The organism is Streptomyces corchorusii (assembly GCF_001514055.1).
In the GTDB taxonomy this organism is placed as follows: Bacteria; Actinomycetota; Actinomycetes; order Streptomycetales; family Streptomycetaceae; genus Streptomyces; species Streptomyces olivaceoviridis.
In genome coordinates this window covers 106845-122703 of sequence record NZ_KQ948362.1, presented here as the reverse complement: position 1 = coordinate 122703, position 15859 = coordinate 106845, and the positions used below count along the sequence as shown (strand labels likewise).

The 15859-nt window shown below is 71.4% G+C and carries 16 protein-coding genes; 8 read left to right on the top strand and 8 right to left on the bottom strand.

Annotation, left to right across the window (positions count from 1 at the left end):
• Positions 1–633: 633 nt before the first annotated feature.
• The 7 genes from AQJ11_RS29235 to AQJ11_RS29205 all read left to right on the top strand — a co-directional run bounded on the left by AQJ11_RS29235 (position 634) and on the right by AQJ11_RS29205 (position 7053).
• Positions 634–1818: a 4Fe-4S dicluster domain-containing protein gene (locus AQJ11_RS29235; protein ID WP_059265146.1), complete on the top strand. Its 1185-nt coding sequence runs from the start codon at positions 634–636 to the stop codon at positions 1816–1818.
• Positions 1815–2633: an FAD/NAD(P)-binding protein gene (locus tag AQJ11_RS29230; protein ID WP_059265145.1), complete on the top strand. Its 819-nt coding sequence runs from the start codon at positions 1815–1817 to the stop codon at positions 2631–2633. The genes AQJ11_RS29235 and AQJ11_RS29230 overlap by 4 nt, the downstream gene beginning before the upstream one ends.
• Before the next feature lies 1 nt (position 2634).
• Entirely contained in the window at positions 2635–3483 is an 849-nt protein-coding gene (locus tag AQJ11_RS29225; RefSeq protein WP_059265144.1) for an NADH-quinone oxidoreductase subunit B family protein, read from the top strand.
• A gap of 24 nt (positions 3484–3507) precedes the next feature.
• Entirely contained in the window at positions 3508–4854 is a 1347-nt protein-coding gene (locus AQJ11_RS29220; RefSeq protein WP_059265143.1) for a Ni/Fe hydrogenase subunit alpha, read from the top strand.
• On the top strand, positions 4851–5330 hold the full coding sequence (locus AQJ11_RS29215; protein WP_059265142.1) for a hydrogenase maturation protease: 480 nt from the start codon (positions 4851–4853) through the stop codon (positions 5328–5330). Before AQJ11_RS29220 ends, AQJ11_RS29215 begins: the two co-directional genes overlap by 4 nt.
• Before the next feature lie 138 nt (positions 5331–5468).
• Positions 5469–6329: a universal stress protein gene (locus AQJ11_RS29210; protein WP_398780863.1), complete on the top strand. Its 861-nt coding sequence runs from the start codon at positions 5469–5471 to the stop codon at positions 6327–6329.
• A 280-nt stretch (positions 6330–6609) separates the two neighbouring features.
• On the top strand, positions 6610–7053 hold the full coding sequence (locus tag AQJ11_RS29205; protein ID WP_014677320.1) for a universal stress protein: 444 nt from the start codon (positions 6610–6612) through the stop codon (positions 7051–7053).
• 33 nt (positions 7054–7086) lie between these two features.
• Here AQJ11_RS29205 and AQJ11_RS29200 read toward each other — a convergent pair whose 3' ends face one another.
• The 8 genes from AQJ11_RS29200 to AQJ11_RS29165 form a co-directional block, all read right to left on the bottom strand.
• Positions 7087–7743: a potassium channel family protein gene (locus AQJ11_RS29200; RefSeq protein ID WP_059265140.1), complete on the bottom strand. Its 657-nt coding sequence runs from the start codon at positions 7741–7743 to the stop codon at positions 7087–7089.
• Positions 7740–8399: a potassium channel family protein gene (locus AQJ11_RS29195; protein WP_059265139.1), complete on the bottom strand. Its 660-nt coding sequence runs from the start codon at positions 8397–8399 to the stop codon at positions 7740–7742. The genes AQJ11_RS29200 and AQJ11_RS29195 overlap by 4 nt, the downstream gene beginning before the upstream one ends.
• Positions 8396–11242 (bottom strand): cation-translocating P-type ATPase, encoded by a 2847-nt coding sequence (locus AQJ11_RS29190; protein WP_244218390.1) that lies wholly within the window; start codon positions 11240–11242, stop codon positions 8396–8398. The genes AQJ11_RS29195 and AQJ11_RS29190 overlap by 4 nt, the downstream gene beginning before the upstream one ends.
• A complete protein-coding gene (locus AQJ11_RS29185; protein WP_058084406.1) occupies positions 11232–11690 on the bottom strand; it encodes a CBS domain-containing protein in 459 nt (152 codons plus the stop codon). The genes AQJ11_RS29190 and AQJ11_RS29185 overlap by 11 nt, the downstream gene beginning before the upstream one ends.
• Before the next feature lie 41 nt (positions 11691–11731).
• Entirely contained in the window at positions 11732–12721 is a 990-nt protein-coding gene (locus AQJ11_RS29180) for an Acg family FMN-binding oxidoreductase (protein WP_059265138.1), read from the bottom strand.
• A 30-nt stretch (positions 12722–12751) separates the two neighbouring features.
• Positions 12752–13630 carry a universal stress protein gene (locus AQJ11_RS46520; RefSeq protein ID WP_079082448.1) on the bottom strand — a complete coding sequence of 293 codons (879 nt, stop codon included), beginning with the start codon at positions 13628–13630 and terminating at the stop codon, positions 12752–12754.
• Positions 13614–13904 carry a DUF1918 domain-containing protein gene (locus tag AQJ11_RS29170; RefSeq protein WP_014677327.1) on the bottom strand — a complete coding sequence of 97 codons (291 nt, stop codon included), beginning with the start codon at positions 13902–13904 and terminating at the stop codon, positions 13614–13616. Before AQJ11_RS29170 ends, AQJ11_RS46520 begins: the two co-directional genes overlap by 17 nt.
• Before the next feature lie 135 nt (positions 13905–14039).
• Positions 14040–15434 carry a nicotinate phosphoribosyltransferase gene (locus AQJ11_RS29165; RefSeq protein WP_059265137.1) on the bottom strand — a complete coding sequence of 465 codons (1395 nt, stop codon included), beginning with the start codon at positions 15432–15434 and terminating at the stop codon, positions 14040–14042.
• A gap of 20 nt (positions 15435–15454) precedes the next feature.
• Here AQJ11_RS29165 and AQJ11_RS46515 point away from each other — a divergent pair, with 20 nt between their 5' ends.
• Positions 15455–15799, top strand: coding sequence for an Hsp20/alpha crystallin family protein (locus tag AQJ11_RS46515; protein ID WP_107120893.1), 345 nt, complete (start codon positions 15455–15457; stop codon positions 15797–15799).
• The last annotated feature ends 60 nt before the right edge of the window (positions 15800–15859 follow it).

The following is a 15859-nucleotide window of genomic DNA, read 5'->3' as shown; positions in this document are numbered from 1 at the left end:
CCGTGGCCGGACGGCTCCGGTTCACGTTGCCGGGCGTGGGCGCCATGGTGTCCCCGCGCTGCGCACCGGCCGGTCTGCCGGTCGTCTGCGGCCGTCATCGTGTCGCGTACGACGGCGGTCCCGGGGCGGAGCCGCCCGAGGGCCGGCCGGACGCCTGGCTCGTCGCCGATGACCACGCCGAACTCCGCTCCGCCCTGCCGCGTCTCGCCGCCGAGCGAGGGCTGGAGCCGCGCATGACGGACGCGGAACCCGGGGAGCTGCGCATCAGGGCGCTGCCGGTCGCGCACACCTCTCGTCCGACGTGGGGCTTGCCGGATGGAGGGAAGCGAGGGGGTGGTGGTGTGGGCGCAGGAGTTCCGGACCTTGCCGGCCTGGGCGGCGGACGCGGACCTGATGTTCGCGCAAGCCCTCCTCTCACCGCACGGCCGAGCGTGCTGATGGTCGTGGAGGCATCTCCGACGCTCGCCCGAGACCACGGTTGTCGGCTCGTCTGAGGTCACGGGGACCAAAGGCCCCCGCGGACGTGCCCATGTGGCTCTGTCGGCGCGGCGCTGTACCGACGAGGCTGCCGTCGTGGGCCCGAGGAAACGGCAGGGCCCGATGCGCCGTCCGCCGTGCTGAAGGAGGTCGGCCATGAGTGCTGACACCGATGTGAACGCCGTCCCGGCCCCCGCGTCCGAGGGGCTCGTGATGGGCAAGGACGGCATGGCCGCGCTCGTCGACGTGCTGGTCCGGCGCGGCTTCACCGTGATCGGCCCCACGGCCCGGGACGGCGCCATCGTGCTGGCGGAACTGCGGTCGGCCGACGACTTGCCGTACGGGTGGGGCGTGGAGCTGGAGGCCGGGCGGTACCGGCTGCGGCAGCGGTCGGACGGTGCGGCCTTCGCGAACGCGGCGGGGCCGCAGTCGTGGAAGTCCTTCCTGCATCCGGCGCGGGTGAGGGAGTGGAGCGCCGACCGGGTGGAGGGGGAGCTGGTCCTCACGGCGGACCAGGCCGCGCCTCCTCGGTATGCCTTCCTGGGCGTGCGTCCCTGCGATCTGCGGGCCATCGCCATCCAGGACCGGGTGCTGATCGGCGGGGCATACCGCGATCCCCACTACGAGGGCCGGCGCTCCGGGGCACTGCTGATCGTCGTCGAGTGCACGGAGCCCGGCGCCACGTGCTTCTGCGTCTCCATGGGCACCGGACCCGCCGCCGGCCCCGGCTACGACCTGGTGATGACCGAAGTGGTCGACGAGAACGGGCACCGCTTCTGGGTCCGCAGCGGCAGCGAGGAAGGCGCGGAGATCCTGGCCGAGCTGCCCGGACGCCCGGCCGACCCGGAGACCCAGGAGACGGCTCGCGCCGGCGTCACGGCCGCTGCGGACCGCATGGGACGGACCATGCCCGAAGCCGACCTGCGGGAGCTGATGGCCGGAACACTCGACGCGCCACGCTGGGACGACGTCGCCGGCCGCTGCCTGACCTGCGGCAACTGCACCATGGTGTGCCCCACCTGCTTCTGCACCACCACCGAGGACGTCACGGACCTCACCGGTGACCACGCGGAGCGGTGGCGGCTGTGGGACTCCTGCTTCGACCTGGACTTCTCCCGCCTGCACGGCGGCCCGGTCCGCGCCTCCTCCCGCAGCCGTTACCGGCAGTGGATGACCCACAAACTGGGCACCTGGTACGACCAGTTCGGCTCGTCCGGTTGCGTCGGCTGCGGACGCTGCATCGTGTGGTGCCCGGTCGGCATCGACATCACCGAGGAAGCGGCCGCCCTGCACGACTGGACGCAGTCCGGCGCAACGGCGGCGGAGCCGAAGGGGGGATGACCACCGTGCCGCCCCCGCTGCCGTACCGCGTCGCCGATGCCTGGGCCGAGACCGCCGACACCCGGTCGATCGAGCTGGTACCGATCGGGGAAGAACTCGCGCCCTTCTCCCCGGGGCAGTTCGCGATGATCTACGCCTTCGGGGTGGGTGAGGTGCCCGTCTCGGCCAGTGCCCTGCGCGGCCGCCACGGGGGTCTCGTGCACACCGTGCGCGCGGTGGGCGCGGTCTCGGCCGCGCTGTACCGGCTGCGCCCCGGTGACAGTGTCGGACTCAGCGGACCGTACGGCACCGGCTGGGACCTCGAAGCGGCAGCAGGCTACGACGTCCTGGTGGTCGCCGGCGGCATCGGGCTGGCTCCGTTGCGTCCGGTCGTCCACGAGGTTCTGGACCGGCCCGCTGAGTACGGTCGCCTTGCGATCCTGGTGGGCGCTCGTACTCCTGCCGATCTGGTCTACCGGGAGGAGATCGAAGGCTGGCGCGGCCCGGCCCGGGTGGAGGTGGCCGTCGACCGGCCCGGTCCGGGCTGGCAGGGCGCGGTGGGCGTGGTCACCACGCTCCTCGACCGGCTCGACCTGCGTCCCGACCGGACCTGCGCGCTGGTGTGCGGACCCGAGGTGATGATGCGGCACACCGCACGTGACCTTGTGACACGGGGCCTGGTCCCGCACCGCGTCCAGGTGTCGTTGGAACGCAACATGCACTGCGCCACCGGCCACTGCGGCCACTGCCAGCTCGGCCCGCTCCTGCTGTGCCGCGACGGGCCGGTCGTCGGCTACGACCGTGTGGCAGACCTGCTCCTCGTGAGGGAGTTGTGACATGGTCACCGAACTCGGCCCGATCATCCGCACCCGGCCGACGCTCGCCGTGTGGAAGTTCGCCTCCTGCGACGGCTGCCAGCTGACCCTCCTCGACTGCGAGGACGAGCTCCTCGGCCTCACCGAGCGGGTACGGATCGACCACTTCGTGGAGATGACCCCGGCCGAGGGCGCCGAAGGGGAGCGCGCGGGGCTGGACGGCCGGGGGCCGTACGACCTCTCCCTCGTCGAGGGATCGATCACCACTGCCGAGGACGCCGAGCGGATCCAGCACGTCCGCCGTATCTCCCGGTACCTGGTGACCATCGGAGCCTGCGCCACCGCAGGAGGCATCCAGGCACTGCGCAACTTCGCCGACGTCGACGACTTCCTCGCAGCCGTCTACGCCCAGCCGCAGTACATCGCCACGCTGGAGACCTCGACCCCGATCTCGGCCCACGTGCCGGTCGACTTCGAACTGCGCGGCTGCCCGATCGACCGCCGCCAGCTTCTCGAAGTCATCACCGCCTACCTGGCCGGCCGCAGACCCCAGATCTCGGACCACAGCGTCTGCTTCGAGTGCAAGAGGCGCGGCACCACCTGCATCACCGTGGCCCACGGCACCCCCTGTCTGGGTCCCGTCACCCACGCGGGGTGCGGCGCGATCTGTCCCGCCTACGGACGCGGCTGCTACGGCTGCTTCGGACCGTCGAGCAAGCCCAATCTGCGCTCGATGATCGCGCAGCTGCGTCGCGACGGGATGAGCGAGCGGGACGTCCAGCGTGTCTTCCGCACCTTCAACGCCGCGTCGCCGGAGTATGCCTCTGTACCCGACCTCGCGGCCGAGGAGCGGCAGAGCCCTCCGGCCTGACGGACCCCGCCCGGAAAGGCGCGCATGAACCATCGCGGAACCCGCGTCCTGCGACTGGACGCGCTGGCCAGGGTGGAAGGCGAGGCATCCCTCCACCTACGCGTCGAGGGTGACACGGTCGCCGAGACGCGGCTGCGCATCTACGAACCGCCGCGCTTCTTCGAGGCCTTCTTGACCGGCCGGGGCCACACCGAGCCTCCCGACATCACCGCGCGCATCTGTGGCATCTGCCCGGTCGCCTACCAGATGAGTGCCTGCCGGGCGATCGAGGACGCCTGCGGTGTCACGGTGGACGGCCCTCTCGCAGACCTGCGCCGCCTGCTGTACTGCGGCGAGTGGATCGAGAGCCACACCCTGCACGTCTACCTGCTGCACGCTCCGGACTTCCTCGGGCGTGCGGACGTCGTGGAACTCGCCCGCGATCAGCGAGCCGCCGTCGAACGCGGCCTGAGGCTCAAGCAGGCCGGCAACGCGCTCCTCGAACAGCTCGGCGGCCGCCCCATCCATCCCGTGAACGTGCGGATCGGCGGTTTCTACCGGACGCCGGCACCGGACGAACTGCGTCCGCTGACGGAACGGCTGCGGCAAGCCCGGGAGGACGCGCTGGAAACCGTCCGGTGGGTGGCGGCGTTCGACTTTCCCGACGCCGTGTGCGACCACGACCTGTTCGCACTGCGCGACCCAGGCCGCTACGCCATCGACACCGGAACACCGGCTGTCATTGCCGCCGACGGCAACGGCGGGGCGCCGCGCGAGTTCCCCCTGCCCGAGTTCGAACAGCACGTCCGGGAAGGCCAGGTGCCCCACTCCACCGCCCTGACGGCCACTCTCGACGGCCGTCGCTACCTCACCGGCCCGCTGGCCCGCTACGCGATCAACGGCCGTTGGCTTCACCCCGTTGCCGCCGAGGCGGCGCGGGACGCCGGGCTGGGCGACCCGTTGACGGGCGCCCTCTGCGACAACCCCTTCCGGAGCATCGTCGTACGCGCCGTCGAGGTGGTACAGGCCGTCGAGGAAGCGCTGCGGATCATCGACGGATACGAAAGACCTCCGCGGCCGGCCGTCGAGGTACCGCCTCGCCAGGGCGTGGGCTTCGGGGCCACCGAGGCGCCCAGGGGATTGCTGTACCACCGCTACGCCCTCACCGGGGACGGCACGCTCACCGAGGCCCGCATCATCCCACCCACGGCACAGAACCAGACGGCCATCGAGACGGACGTACGCAGAGCGGTCCAGGCCCGCCTGGACTCGGCCGGGCCCGCTGTGGACGACGAGGAGCTCGCGCACCTCTGCGAACGGGCCATCCGCAATCACGATCCCTGCATCTCGTGCGCCACCCACTTCCTCGACGTGACCGTGGAACGTCGATGAACGGCCGGGTCGTGGTGATCGGTGTGGGCAATCCCCTGCGCGGTGACGACGGGGTCGGTCCGGCAACGGTGGAAGCGTTGCGCGGCCGTGTCCCGGACGACACCGTCCTGACGGTCAGCGACGGCGAACCCGCACGCATGCTCGACCTGTGGCGCGGTGCGGATACGGTGTTCGTGGTGGAAGCCCTCCGGACACGGCCGGCCCGGCCGGGGGAACTGCACACCCTGACGGCGGCTGACGCGGCCGACCGGACAGCGGCGACGGCGAGCACCCATGCGCTGGGCCTCGGAGAGTGCCTTGCCCTGGCGGAGGTACTCGGCCAGCTGCCGCAGAGGCTCGTGGTGCACGCCATGGAGGTGGCGGACGTCGAACTCGGCGCGCCCCTGAGTGAAGCGGTGCGGTCGGCGCTCCCCGAACTGATCGACCGGGTCGCCGCTTCCGTTCGGCAGGCACACGAACCGAACCGCGAGCAGTAGGGGGCCGATGGTCCTCCAGCACGGGCCGAAGCGCCCTCGCGACCACCGGCACGAGGTGCGACGGTGAAGTTCAGCCCCCAGTGCCGCTCGCTTTCGGCGGCCCCATGAAAGGCGGTGGGGACAGTGACACTTCCTCTGGTGGTGGGCGTAGACGGATCGGACTCGTGCCTGCTGGCGGTCGACTGGGCCGTGGACGAAGCCGCCCGTCACGGTGTTCCGCTCAGGCTGGTGTACGCCTCCTTGTGGGAGCGCTACGAGGCGGGCCTTCCCTCGGTGGACCCGAGGCGGCCCTCCGAGCAGGTGCTGGCCGAGCACATCGTGGCCTCGGCGGCCGATCGGGCCGAACGGCGCAACCCGGATGTGAAGGTCACCACCGACATCGTTCCGGAGGACGCTGCGGGCGCTCTCGTGAGCGCGGGCGACGAGGCGTTCGCGCTGGTGACGGGTGCGCGTGGCCGTGGTGAGCTCAAGGGTCTGCTGCTGGGGTCGGTCGGTCTCGGAGTGTCCGCCCGGGCGCACTGTCCGGTGGTCGTGGTCCGGGGTGATCGCGTGGGCCTGGCGGGTAAGCACGAGCGGATCCTGCTCGGCCTGGGCGAATCGGACACGACCGCGGAGGCCGTGCGTTTCGCCTTCCGCGAGGCCGAGGTGCGAGGGTGCGTCCTCGACGTCGTGCGGGCCTGGCGCAGGCCTGCTTTCGACAGGCACGGCGACCGGTTGCAGCCCGGCGGACCGGCGGACACGTACGAGGAGCGTGCCTCCGCCGTGATCGACGCTCTCCTCAAGGCGGCGAGCGCCGAGCATCCGCACGTCCGGACGCGCCGGTCGGTCGTTGAAGGGCCAGCCGGCAAGATACTCGTTGACCGGTCGGCGGCTGCGGACCTCGTGATCGTCGGGGCACACCGAAGGACGGGCCACTTCGGATTCCAGCTCGGCCGCGTGAGCCATGCGCTGCTGCACCATGCCCAGTGTCCGGTCGCGGTCGTGCCGCAGAGGCAGTGAATGCCGAATCGCCGGCGTGGCGGTGCCCTTCGCCATGGGGGTGGCGGCGTGGCCACCGCATACGGCGTGTGAAGGGTTGTCGGCAGCAGCCTTGACCGGCACGGTCCGGCCTGGCGGGACGGCGAGTGGACAGGCGTGGAGCCCAGCTGGGTCACGAGCCGCGGAAGCTGACGGACAGCGCCGCCTCCGTCGTCCGTCATGCCGCCGGATGCCCATCTGTGGCGGTATGGGGATGGGTCCCGCAGCGTGGAGAACAGGCACCCGAGGAGAGGTGGGACGCATGGACACGAATGCCTCGAAGCCACGGGTGGTGGTCGGCGTCGACGGATCGCAGTCCTCGTACGAAGCCCTGCGCTGGGCCATGCGCTACGCCGGCCAGGTCGGCGGCACCGTGGAGGCCGTCGCAGTGTGGGAGTTGCCGGGCCTGTACGGCTGGTCCGGACCCGCCGTCGACATGCAGGTCGACGAGGACGAGACCCGGCAGAAGATGACCCAGGAGCTGACCGACGTGCTCGGCGCGGACGCCGCCGACTCGGTACGGACCCATGTGGTGCACGGCAATGCCGCCGATGTCCTGTTGCGGGCCGCCGAAGGAGCCGAGGTCCTGGTGGTGGGCAGCCGGGGCAGGGGCGGGTTCGCGCGAGCCCTGCTCGGCTCTGTCAGCCAGCACGTGTCGCAGCATGCGAGCTGCCCGGTCGTGATCGTACGTTCCCAGGAGCGGTGACCAGAGGCCCCCCGGAGACTGGGTGGGGCCGGCTCACTGGAACGCCGCGTGGATCTCCTGCTCGGTCGCCTCGTGTGACACGAGCAGGAGCTCGTCGCCGGGAAGCAGCTGCACCTCGGGGCCCGGGACCGTGGGCCGGCCCTCGCGTACGACGGTGGCGACCACGGTGCCGGCGGGCAGCTCGATCTCACCCAGCTTGTGTCCCGCCGCCCGGGACTCCTCGGTGATCGCGGTCTCGATGACCTCGACGCCCGCCTTGCTCAGCCGTAGCAGGGCCACCGTGTCCGTAGCACCGGTGGCCTCCTCGATCAGGGAGATCAGCGGCGTGGCGGCCGGCACGGCCACGTCCACGCCCCACCGCTGGTCGAAGAGCCAGGCGTTCTCCTCCTCGTTGACGCGCGCGGCCACCCGCTCCACGCCGAACTGCCGCTTGGCGAGCAGGCTGATGACGAGGTTGTCCTCGTCGCGGCCGGTGGCGGCGATGACGAGGTCGCAGGCGAGGGCTCCCGCGTGCTCCAGGAGCGCCGGCTCGCAGGCGTCCCCGGCCACGACGCGCACGTGAGGCATGTCGCCGAGTTCGGCCACACGGTCGTCGTCGTACTCGACGAGAGTGATCTCGTTGCGAGCGACGGACAGCACTTGGGCGATCTGGGCACCGAGCCGGCCGGCGCCGGCGATCAGGACCTTCACGTTCCCAGCTCCTTGTCGAGAAAGCCGCTCAGCCGGCCCAGCGCCGTGGCGGCCACGCTGAAGGTAACCAGGTCACCGGGCTCGGCCAGGACACCGTGGGCGGGGAGCAGTGAGCGACCGGCACGGGTGATCTCCACGACGCGGATCTCGCCGTCGACGTCGAACTCGGTGGTCTGTCGTCCAGTGAGATAGGAAGGCAGCCGGGAGCGTACGAGGAGTGTCTCGCCGTTGCCGAAGGTGAGTTCGGGGGTGAGGTGGCGGTGCAGCAGGATCTGGTGGATGCGGCCCACGGCCCAGCGGACACTGGAGATCGTCGGGATGCCCAGTTCCCGGTAGATGTCGGCGCGGCGCGGATCGTGGATGCGGGCGAGGACGATCGGGACCCGGTACGTCTCCCTCGCGGTCCGCGCGCTGACGATGTTGCTGTTGTCCCCGGACGTGACCGCGACGAAGGCGTCCGCGTGAGCGATTCCGGCAGCCTCCAGTACGGAGCGGCTGAAGCCGTTGCCCACGTGGAAGGCGCCGGGGAAGCCCGGCGACAACTTCTGCTGCGCCCTTGCTTGCCGGTCGACGAGCCGCACGTCGTGGCCTTCCGCGACGAGCTGTGCGGCCAGGGTGGCCCCGACCCGGCCGCAACCCGCGATGATCACTCTCATCGCCTTCCTCCCTCCGGGGACGTCCTCCGGTGCCGCAGCACCCACTTCCTGAGTTCCTCGGCGGCCAGCAGCAGCGCTCCGAACGCGGCCAGGACCGCCCAGTCGGCGGGGGCCAGCGGTGCGGTGCGGAAGATCGCCTGGAGCGGCGGCGCGTAGCTGATGGCGGCCATCAGACCGATGCCGAAGCAGCCGGCGGCCAGCAGCCAGGGGTTGGTCAGCAGACCGGCCCGGAACACGCTCTGCCGGTCGGTGCGCACGGCGAGGGCGTTGAAGAACTGACTGACGACGATGCCGGCCTGGACCATGGTGATCGCCTCGCGGTAGACGGGACTGTCCTTGGTGAAGTCGGCGTAGGGGATGCCCGAGGCATGGATGTGCCAGAAGAAGACGGCGCACACGCCGAGGGCCTGGATGCCGCCGAGGAAGAGGATGCGGCCCACGACAGACGCCGAGAAAAGTCGCTCCTGGCGGGGCCTCGGCGGGCTGTTCATGACGTCGGGCTCCATCGGTTCCGCACCGAGCGCCAGGGCCGGCAGCACGTCCGAACCGAGGTCGATCGCGAGGATCTGTACGGCTGTGATCGGCACCAGCGGGAACCCGGCGAAGGTCGCCGCGAGGATCGGCACGAGTTCGGCGATGTTGTGGCTGAAGAGGTAGATCAGGAACTTGCGGATGTTGCGGTAGACCGAGCGGCCCAGTCCCACAGCGGTGGTGATCGAGGCGAAGGAGTCGTCGAGCAGCACCATCACCGCGGCCTCGCGGGCGACGTCGGTGCCGGAGGCGCCCATGGCGACACCGATGTCGGCGTGCTTGAGGGCCGGCGCGTCGTTGGCCCCGTCGCCGGTGACGGCGACCACCTCGCCGCGCCGCTGCAGTGCCGTGACCACCCGCATCTTGTGCTCGGGACTGACCCGGCAGAGCAGCAATTCGCCGGAGCTCGCCAGCAGAGCGTCCAAGCCGCCGTCGTCCAACGCGTCCAGCTGGGTGCCTGTCGCCACGGTCGGAGCCGGATGGCTCACGATGCCGACACGGCGGGCGACGGCCTCCGCGGTGAGGGGATGGTCCCCGGTGACCATGATGATGCGGACCCCGGCCCGCCGGCAGGCGTGCACCGCCTCGCGCACCTCGGGCCGCGGCGGGTCGTACATCCCGGCGAGCCCCAGCAGCGTCAGCTCCGACTCGACGTCTTCGAGTGGGGGTCGCGGATCGGCTGCCTGCCGCCGGGCGACCGCCAGTACGCGCAGGCCCTGTCCGGCCATGCCGTCCGCAGCCGCCGCCACTTGTGTGCGGACCGGATCGGACAGCGGTGTCTTCGTGCCACTCCGGTCGATGGCATCGCAGCGGGCGAGCAGTTCGAGCGGTGCGCCTTTGACATACGCGAAGAACGTGCCGTCGCTGTCGCGGTGCACGGTACTCATGAGCTTGCGTGCGGAGTCGAAGGGATGCTCCGCCACCCGGGGGGTGCGCACCTCCTCCTCCGCGGGATCCAGGCCGGCTTTCCGGGCGGCCACCAGCAGGGCCCCCTCGGTGGTGTCTCCGAGCACCCGCCACGCGTCCCGCCCGGTCGGCGGCACCAACCGGGCGTTGCTGCACAGAGCCGCCGCCCGCAGCAGCTCTCGCACGGGCTCCGCGTCGGTGATCTCGCCGATCGGTGCGTACCCCACGCCGGACACGGCATGGGGCACACCGTCCGCCCACAGCTGCACGACGGTCATCTCGGCCTGGGTGAGGGTGCCGGTCTTGTCGGTGCAGATCACGCTGGTCGAGCCCAGTGCCTCCACCGCGAGCAGTTGCTTGACCAGCGCGTGCCGGCGGGCCATGCGGCGGACACCGATCGCCAGCGAGACGGAGAGCGTGGCCGGCAGCCCCTCCGGGACCAGGGCGACCATCACACCGAGCGAGAAGACGAACGTGTCGACGAACGGCTGCCCGCTGGGCACGCGCACGGCAAACAGAACGGCGCCGGTCGCGAGCGCGACGCCCGCGACCCTGCGGGCCATGAGGGCCACCTGCCGTTGCAGCGGGGTCTGCTGCCGCGGCGCGGCGGCGGCCAGACGGTAGATCCGCCCGAACTCGGTGGCCGCACCCGTGGCGAACACGACGGCCTTGCCCGTGCCCGCGACCAGATCGGTGCCCATGAACACGCAGTTGCGAGCCTGGAGCAAAGGCCCTGACGGTACGGGCTCGGCAACGCGGGCGACGGGATCGCTCTCGCCGGTGAGCGCCGCGTTGTTGACAGCGGCTTCCTGCGCCTCGATCAGTCGGCAGTCGGCAGGCACTGCGTCCCCGGCCTCAAGGATCACCACATCGCCCGGCACCAGATCCCGCGCGGGCAGCTCGCGCCGCTCTCCGTCGCGCAGCACGCGGCAGGTGTGCGGCACCATCGCCTGAAGGGACTCGGCCGTGCGTTCGGCGGAGTACTCCTGCGCGAAACCGATGCCGGCGTTCAGCAGCACCACGCCGAGGATCGCCAGGGCCAGCTGGAGGGTGGCTGGATCCCGGGGCCGCCCCAGCCAGTACGCGAGAAACGTGATCGCCGAGGAGACGAGCAGGACCACCGCGAAGAGGTCGGTGAACTGCGCGGCCAGCCGACGCCACACCTGGCCTCGGCTTACGCCGGGCAGCTCGTTGGGGCCGTAGCGGTTCCGCCGCACGGCTGTCTCGGCCTCCGTCAGACCGCGGAGTGAGCTTCCCAGGGTGGCGATGACGTCCGGCACCGGCAGAGCGGAGACGGACGAACGGGAGGCATCTCGTTGGTCCGGGGGCGGCGCTGTCGTGACGCCCGTCGGCGGTCCGCCCTCGCGGAGACCGACCGTCCGCTGCGGAGCCGATTCAGGGCTCATGCGGGGCTCCGGTCTCCGAAGGCGGGCCGGGCGGCTCGTGCAGGACGCTCCAGGCGACCGGTCCCAGCAGGTCGGCGAGCCGCCGGAAGACGTCGAGGAGCAGGTCGTCGATCGTCAGCACGCCCACCACTCGGCCTGCGTCGAGAACCGGAAGACGGCGTACCTCTGTGCGGCGGAACGTCCGGTAGGCCACCTCCAGCTCGTCGGTGGCCTCGACCGTGACGACACGTGGCGACATGACCGCGTCCACCGAGGCCTTCGGGTCCAGGCCGCCGCCCAGGCCGCGTACGGCGAGATCGCGGTCGGTGACTATGCCGTGCGGGGCTCCGTCCTCGACCACGAGGACGGACCCGACGGCACACTCGGCCATCAGCCGGGTCACCTCGGCCAGGGAGACATGGGGTTCGACGCACACCGGAGGAACGGTCATCACTTCGGAAACCTTCATGCGACCACTCCTCGGTGTCCGGTGCTGTCCGATGGGGCCGTTCAGAGAATGTCGAGCAGATCGGCCACCGGCCGCCGTGGGCTCGCGGGGCCTTCGGGGCCGTAGCCGAGCCGGATCACCATCTGGACGTGTGCCATGGACGAGACGGGGTCGCGGACGATCCATCGGATCTCCGGCCATTCCAGGGGCTGGGAGGTGATTGAGGCGACGAGCCCGTCCGCCGTGGCCCGGAGCAGCACCCGCTCCAGTGCCTGGCCGGCCACGAGCCAGTCCGCAGGCTCGTCGCGGGCCGTACCCAGCAGGGCGATGTTCGGGTTCTTCTCGAAGGGCGCCCAGCCACGTCCGGGCATCGGACGGCCGGCGGCGAAGTCACGCACAGGAGCTGAGGTGCCGCGCTGCCGAGGACCGAACGCCTCGCCCGGGATGCCGTCGGTCACCCCAGCGGCGTGGGGCAGCTGTGTGTGCGTCCAGCGCGCCGTTTCCTCACGCACCACCGGTGCGAGCGACTCTCGGAGCTCCGCGTCCCGCACCAGTTCCAGGATCGACTGCACATGCCATGCCCCGGGGAACAGCAGCTGGGCCCCCTCGTCGTGGGCCGCCTCGGACAGCCCCTCCAGCACCGCGCCGGGGATTTCCTCGTCGCGGAAGGGCAGCCGGCTGGAGTGGCGGCGCCGGACGGCGGGGCCCAGCTGGGCGAGCGCCCCGTCGGGCGGTCCGGTGCCGCACAGATGCACTTCTGCGAGGAACTCCGGGTAGGCCGGGTCGGGCAGCAAGCGGACGAGCGGCGCCAGGCCCGCCGCCGCGGCGGCCACGCGCAGGTTCAGCAGCGCGGCGCCGCAACCGATGTGCAGGCCCCGACGCTCCGGGTCGGTTCGCGGCAGGCCGCGCCTCAGGTCGGCGTACAGGCGGAGGACGCCGATGCCCCCCAGATAGCGGAAGGTCCAGGGCTGCGCGTTGTGCAGGGAGGGCGCAGCGGCGGCGTCCGCCACGAGTGTGGTGACGGTCTTCACGTCGAGAGGTTCTGCGGTCACGGCGGCTTCCCTTCGTGCCGGACCTGGGTTTCACCCTGGTGTCGGGACGGCGATGACAGGGCAGGCGGCGTGGTGCAACACGCCTAGGCTGACCGAGCCCAGCAGCATGCCGGCGAAGCCTCCACGGCCCCGCGTCCCCACCACCAGACCCAGCGCATGCGCCGAAGCATCGGTGAGGACTTCGACGGGATGCCCGAGGACCACTTCGTGACGCAGGTCGACCTCGGGGAAGCGGGCCTGGCGGCCTGCCACGATCTCGGAGAGCAAGCGCCTGCACTCCTGCTGCGGCTCGTACTCGTCGAAGATCCGGAACGGTCCGGGCTCCCAGACGAGCAGGGCGCGAAGCTCGGCGCCGCGCAAGGCCGCCTCCTCGAACGCCACGTCGACCGCGGCAGCGGAGTGTTCGCTGCCGTCTACGCCGACGACGAAGTAGGCCGGCTCCTGGGTGACGTGTTCCGGCTCGGGGACGACCACCACGGGACAACGCGCATGGGCCATGACTGGCAGGGCGACCGAGTGCGAGCCGAACACCTCCTGCCTGCGGCTGAGGTGCCGGGATCCCAGCACTACGGCAGCGGCACCGCGACTCTGCTCGCGCAGCACCCACGTCGGGTCACCCTCCGCGAGCAGAACGTCCACCTCAAGCTGTGGGCGCCGGGCCGCGACGAAGGCTGCGGCCTCCTCCAGCACCCGCTGGCCGGCTTTGTGCAGCGCCTCGTTCCACTCCTCCCACGACGGTAGGACTTCCCGCCCGCGATAGCCCCTGGTGGGCACGCCCTCGGCATGGACCAGGCGCAACGGCAACCGCCGACGGGCGGCCTCGTCGGCCGCCCAGGCCGGCGCCATCCGATGGCCGGGATCAGGATCGAGACCCACCACGATCGGCCGGCGGTCAGCGGGCCCGGGCATGGTCTCCTCCGGCCACCGGATGTCGGATGTACGCATCAGGACCCGCGAAGTACAGGGTCACCCGTCCGCTGTCGGCCCGGCGCACGTCGTAGGGCGGGCTGCCGTCCGGGTGATGAAGGCCGACGATCTCACCGTCCCGTGCGATGACTCCGGCCGTGGTCCCCCGTACGAGGATCTCGTCGCCGGCGCGGGCGCGCATCGAGGCGCCTGTCGCCTCGGGGCCGGTAGCCGGTAGGTCCTGGTCGTTCTTCTTCAGCGGTGCGGGAGCGGACATCGCCCTCGCCTCCTCCCTGTGGTGGCGCGGAGGGAATGCTGCCGCCGATTCCATGGAAGTCTTCGGTACTGTCGGCCTGCCAGGGGCCGTTGGTCCCCGTGGCGGCCCTGTCGGCCCCCGCACGCGGCCCACCGGTCAGTGTGTGCGCGCCGAGAGGGGGACGGAGCGGGAAATCGGCGTGCCCGCAGGTGCGACGCGTCCCTCCGGTCGCAGTCGGGCTTCGATGTCCGTGCGCACCGAGGCGGTGAGCCGCGTCAGAGCCTTGGACCATACCGGCGGGACCGGTTCGGGGTCTTCGATCCGGAGTACCGGGCCGGGCAGAGCGGCGAGGTCCTCGCGGAAGCGCTTGCGGGCGTCCTGCCAGTGGTCGGGCGACCATGTCCGCCGCCCGTCGCGCATGACCGTGCGCAGCAGTGGCTGAGCGGCCTCCGGAGGCTCTTCCCCGGCCAGGGCGATCACGTCGGGCTGCCCGGGACGGCGGAAGACCTGTTTGCGGCCCGGGGCCGTGACCTTCGCCGAGGACAGTTTCATCACGGGGTGGCCGTCGTACTCGACGAGCTTGTACGCGGCGTCCAGGTAGGGGGCGTCCGCGGCCACACCGACCTTCGTGCCCACCGCGTACACATCGATCGGGGCGCCGGCACGCACCAGGCGGTCCACGCCGTACTCGTCGAGCCCGCCGCTGGCCACGATCCGTACGCCGGTCAGTCCGGCAGCGTCCAGGATGGCGCGTGACCGGCGCGAGAGTTCGTCGAGGTCCCCGCTGTCGAGGCGGATGGCGCAGCCTGGTCCGCGTCGGAGCTCGGCCAGGACCCGGGCGGCGATGCGTACGCCCTCCTCGGTGTCGTAGGTGTCGACGAGGAAGGTGACGGGGCCGGGGTGGGCATGCGCGAACGCACGGAACGCCTCCTCTTCGCCGGGGAACGCCTCGATGTAGGAGTGGGCCATGGTGCCCGAAGCCGGGATGCCGAGGGCCACCGCCGCGGCCACGTTGCTCGTGCCCGCGAACCCCACCAGGGCACCCAGCCGGGCCGCTTGCAGGCCCGCCCACGGGCCGTGCGTGCGGCGCAGGGAGAAGTCCACAACCGGCCCTCCGGCCGCGGCCAGGACACAGCGCGCCGCCTTCGAGGCGACCGCCGTCTGGTGGCACAGCTGGTTCAGCAGGTACGTCTCGACGAGCTGGGCCTGGGGGAGCGGGGCGGTCACCTCCAGCAGTGGCTCACCGGCGAACACCACATGGCCCTCGGGCACGGCGCGCACTTCGCCCTCGAAGGAGAGTCCGAGGAGAGGTTCGAGATCCCGGACGGGGCGGTGCAGGGCGTCAGCGAACTCCTCGATGTCTTCCCGCCCCACGCGGAAGTGGCCCAGGAAGTCCAGGGCGGACTCCAGGCCCGCGGCAACCAGGAAGCCCCGGCCGGAGGGGAGGTCGCGGACGAAGAGGCTGAAGCTGGCCGGGCCCCGCATGTCCTCCCGGAGGTAGGACATGGCCATGGTCACTTCGTAGAGGTCGGTGGTGGTGACGTCGGACATGGTGATCGCCGCCGGGTGTCTTGGTCGCTTGGTTTCCAGTCTGGCCTCGACTGCTCAGGGCGAAAGGGACCGCAGGTCCCGAGACGTGGGCTGTTCGGCCTCAGCGGTACGGGCCGCCCGAGGACATCGACGTCTTCATCAGCGACGACATTCTCACGGTCCAGCCCGAACGCTCCGAGAAGGACGTCACGAAGAGCCACAGCGAGATCCGGTACGGCGCGATGAGCCGCAGTGTCACGCTGCCGCCGGGCGCCGACGAGGACGAAGTCAAGGCCGACTGCACCGCCGGCATGCCGACCGCCAGCGTGGGACCGGGCGCCGAGAAGGCGGAGGCGAAGCACGTGGAGATCCGGCACGGCAACTGACGCCGGCCGACGACGGACGGCGGGCCCCGGAGCCCGTTACCGGCGCGTGCTTGCGCGAAA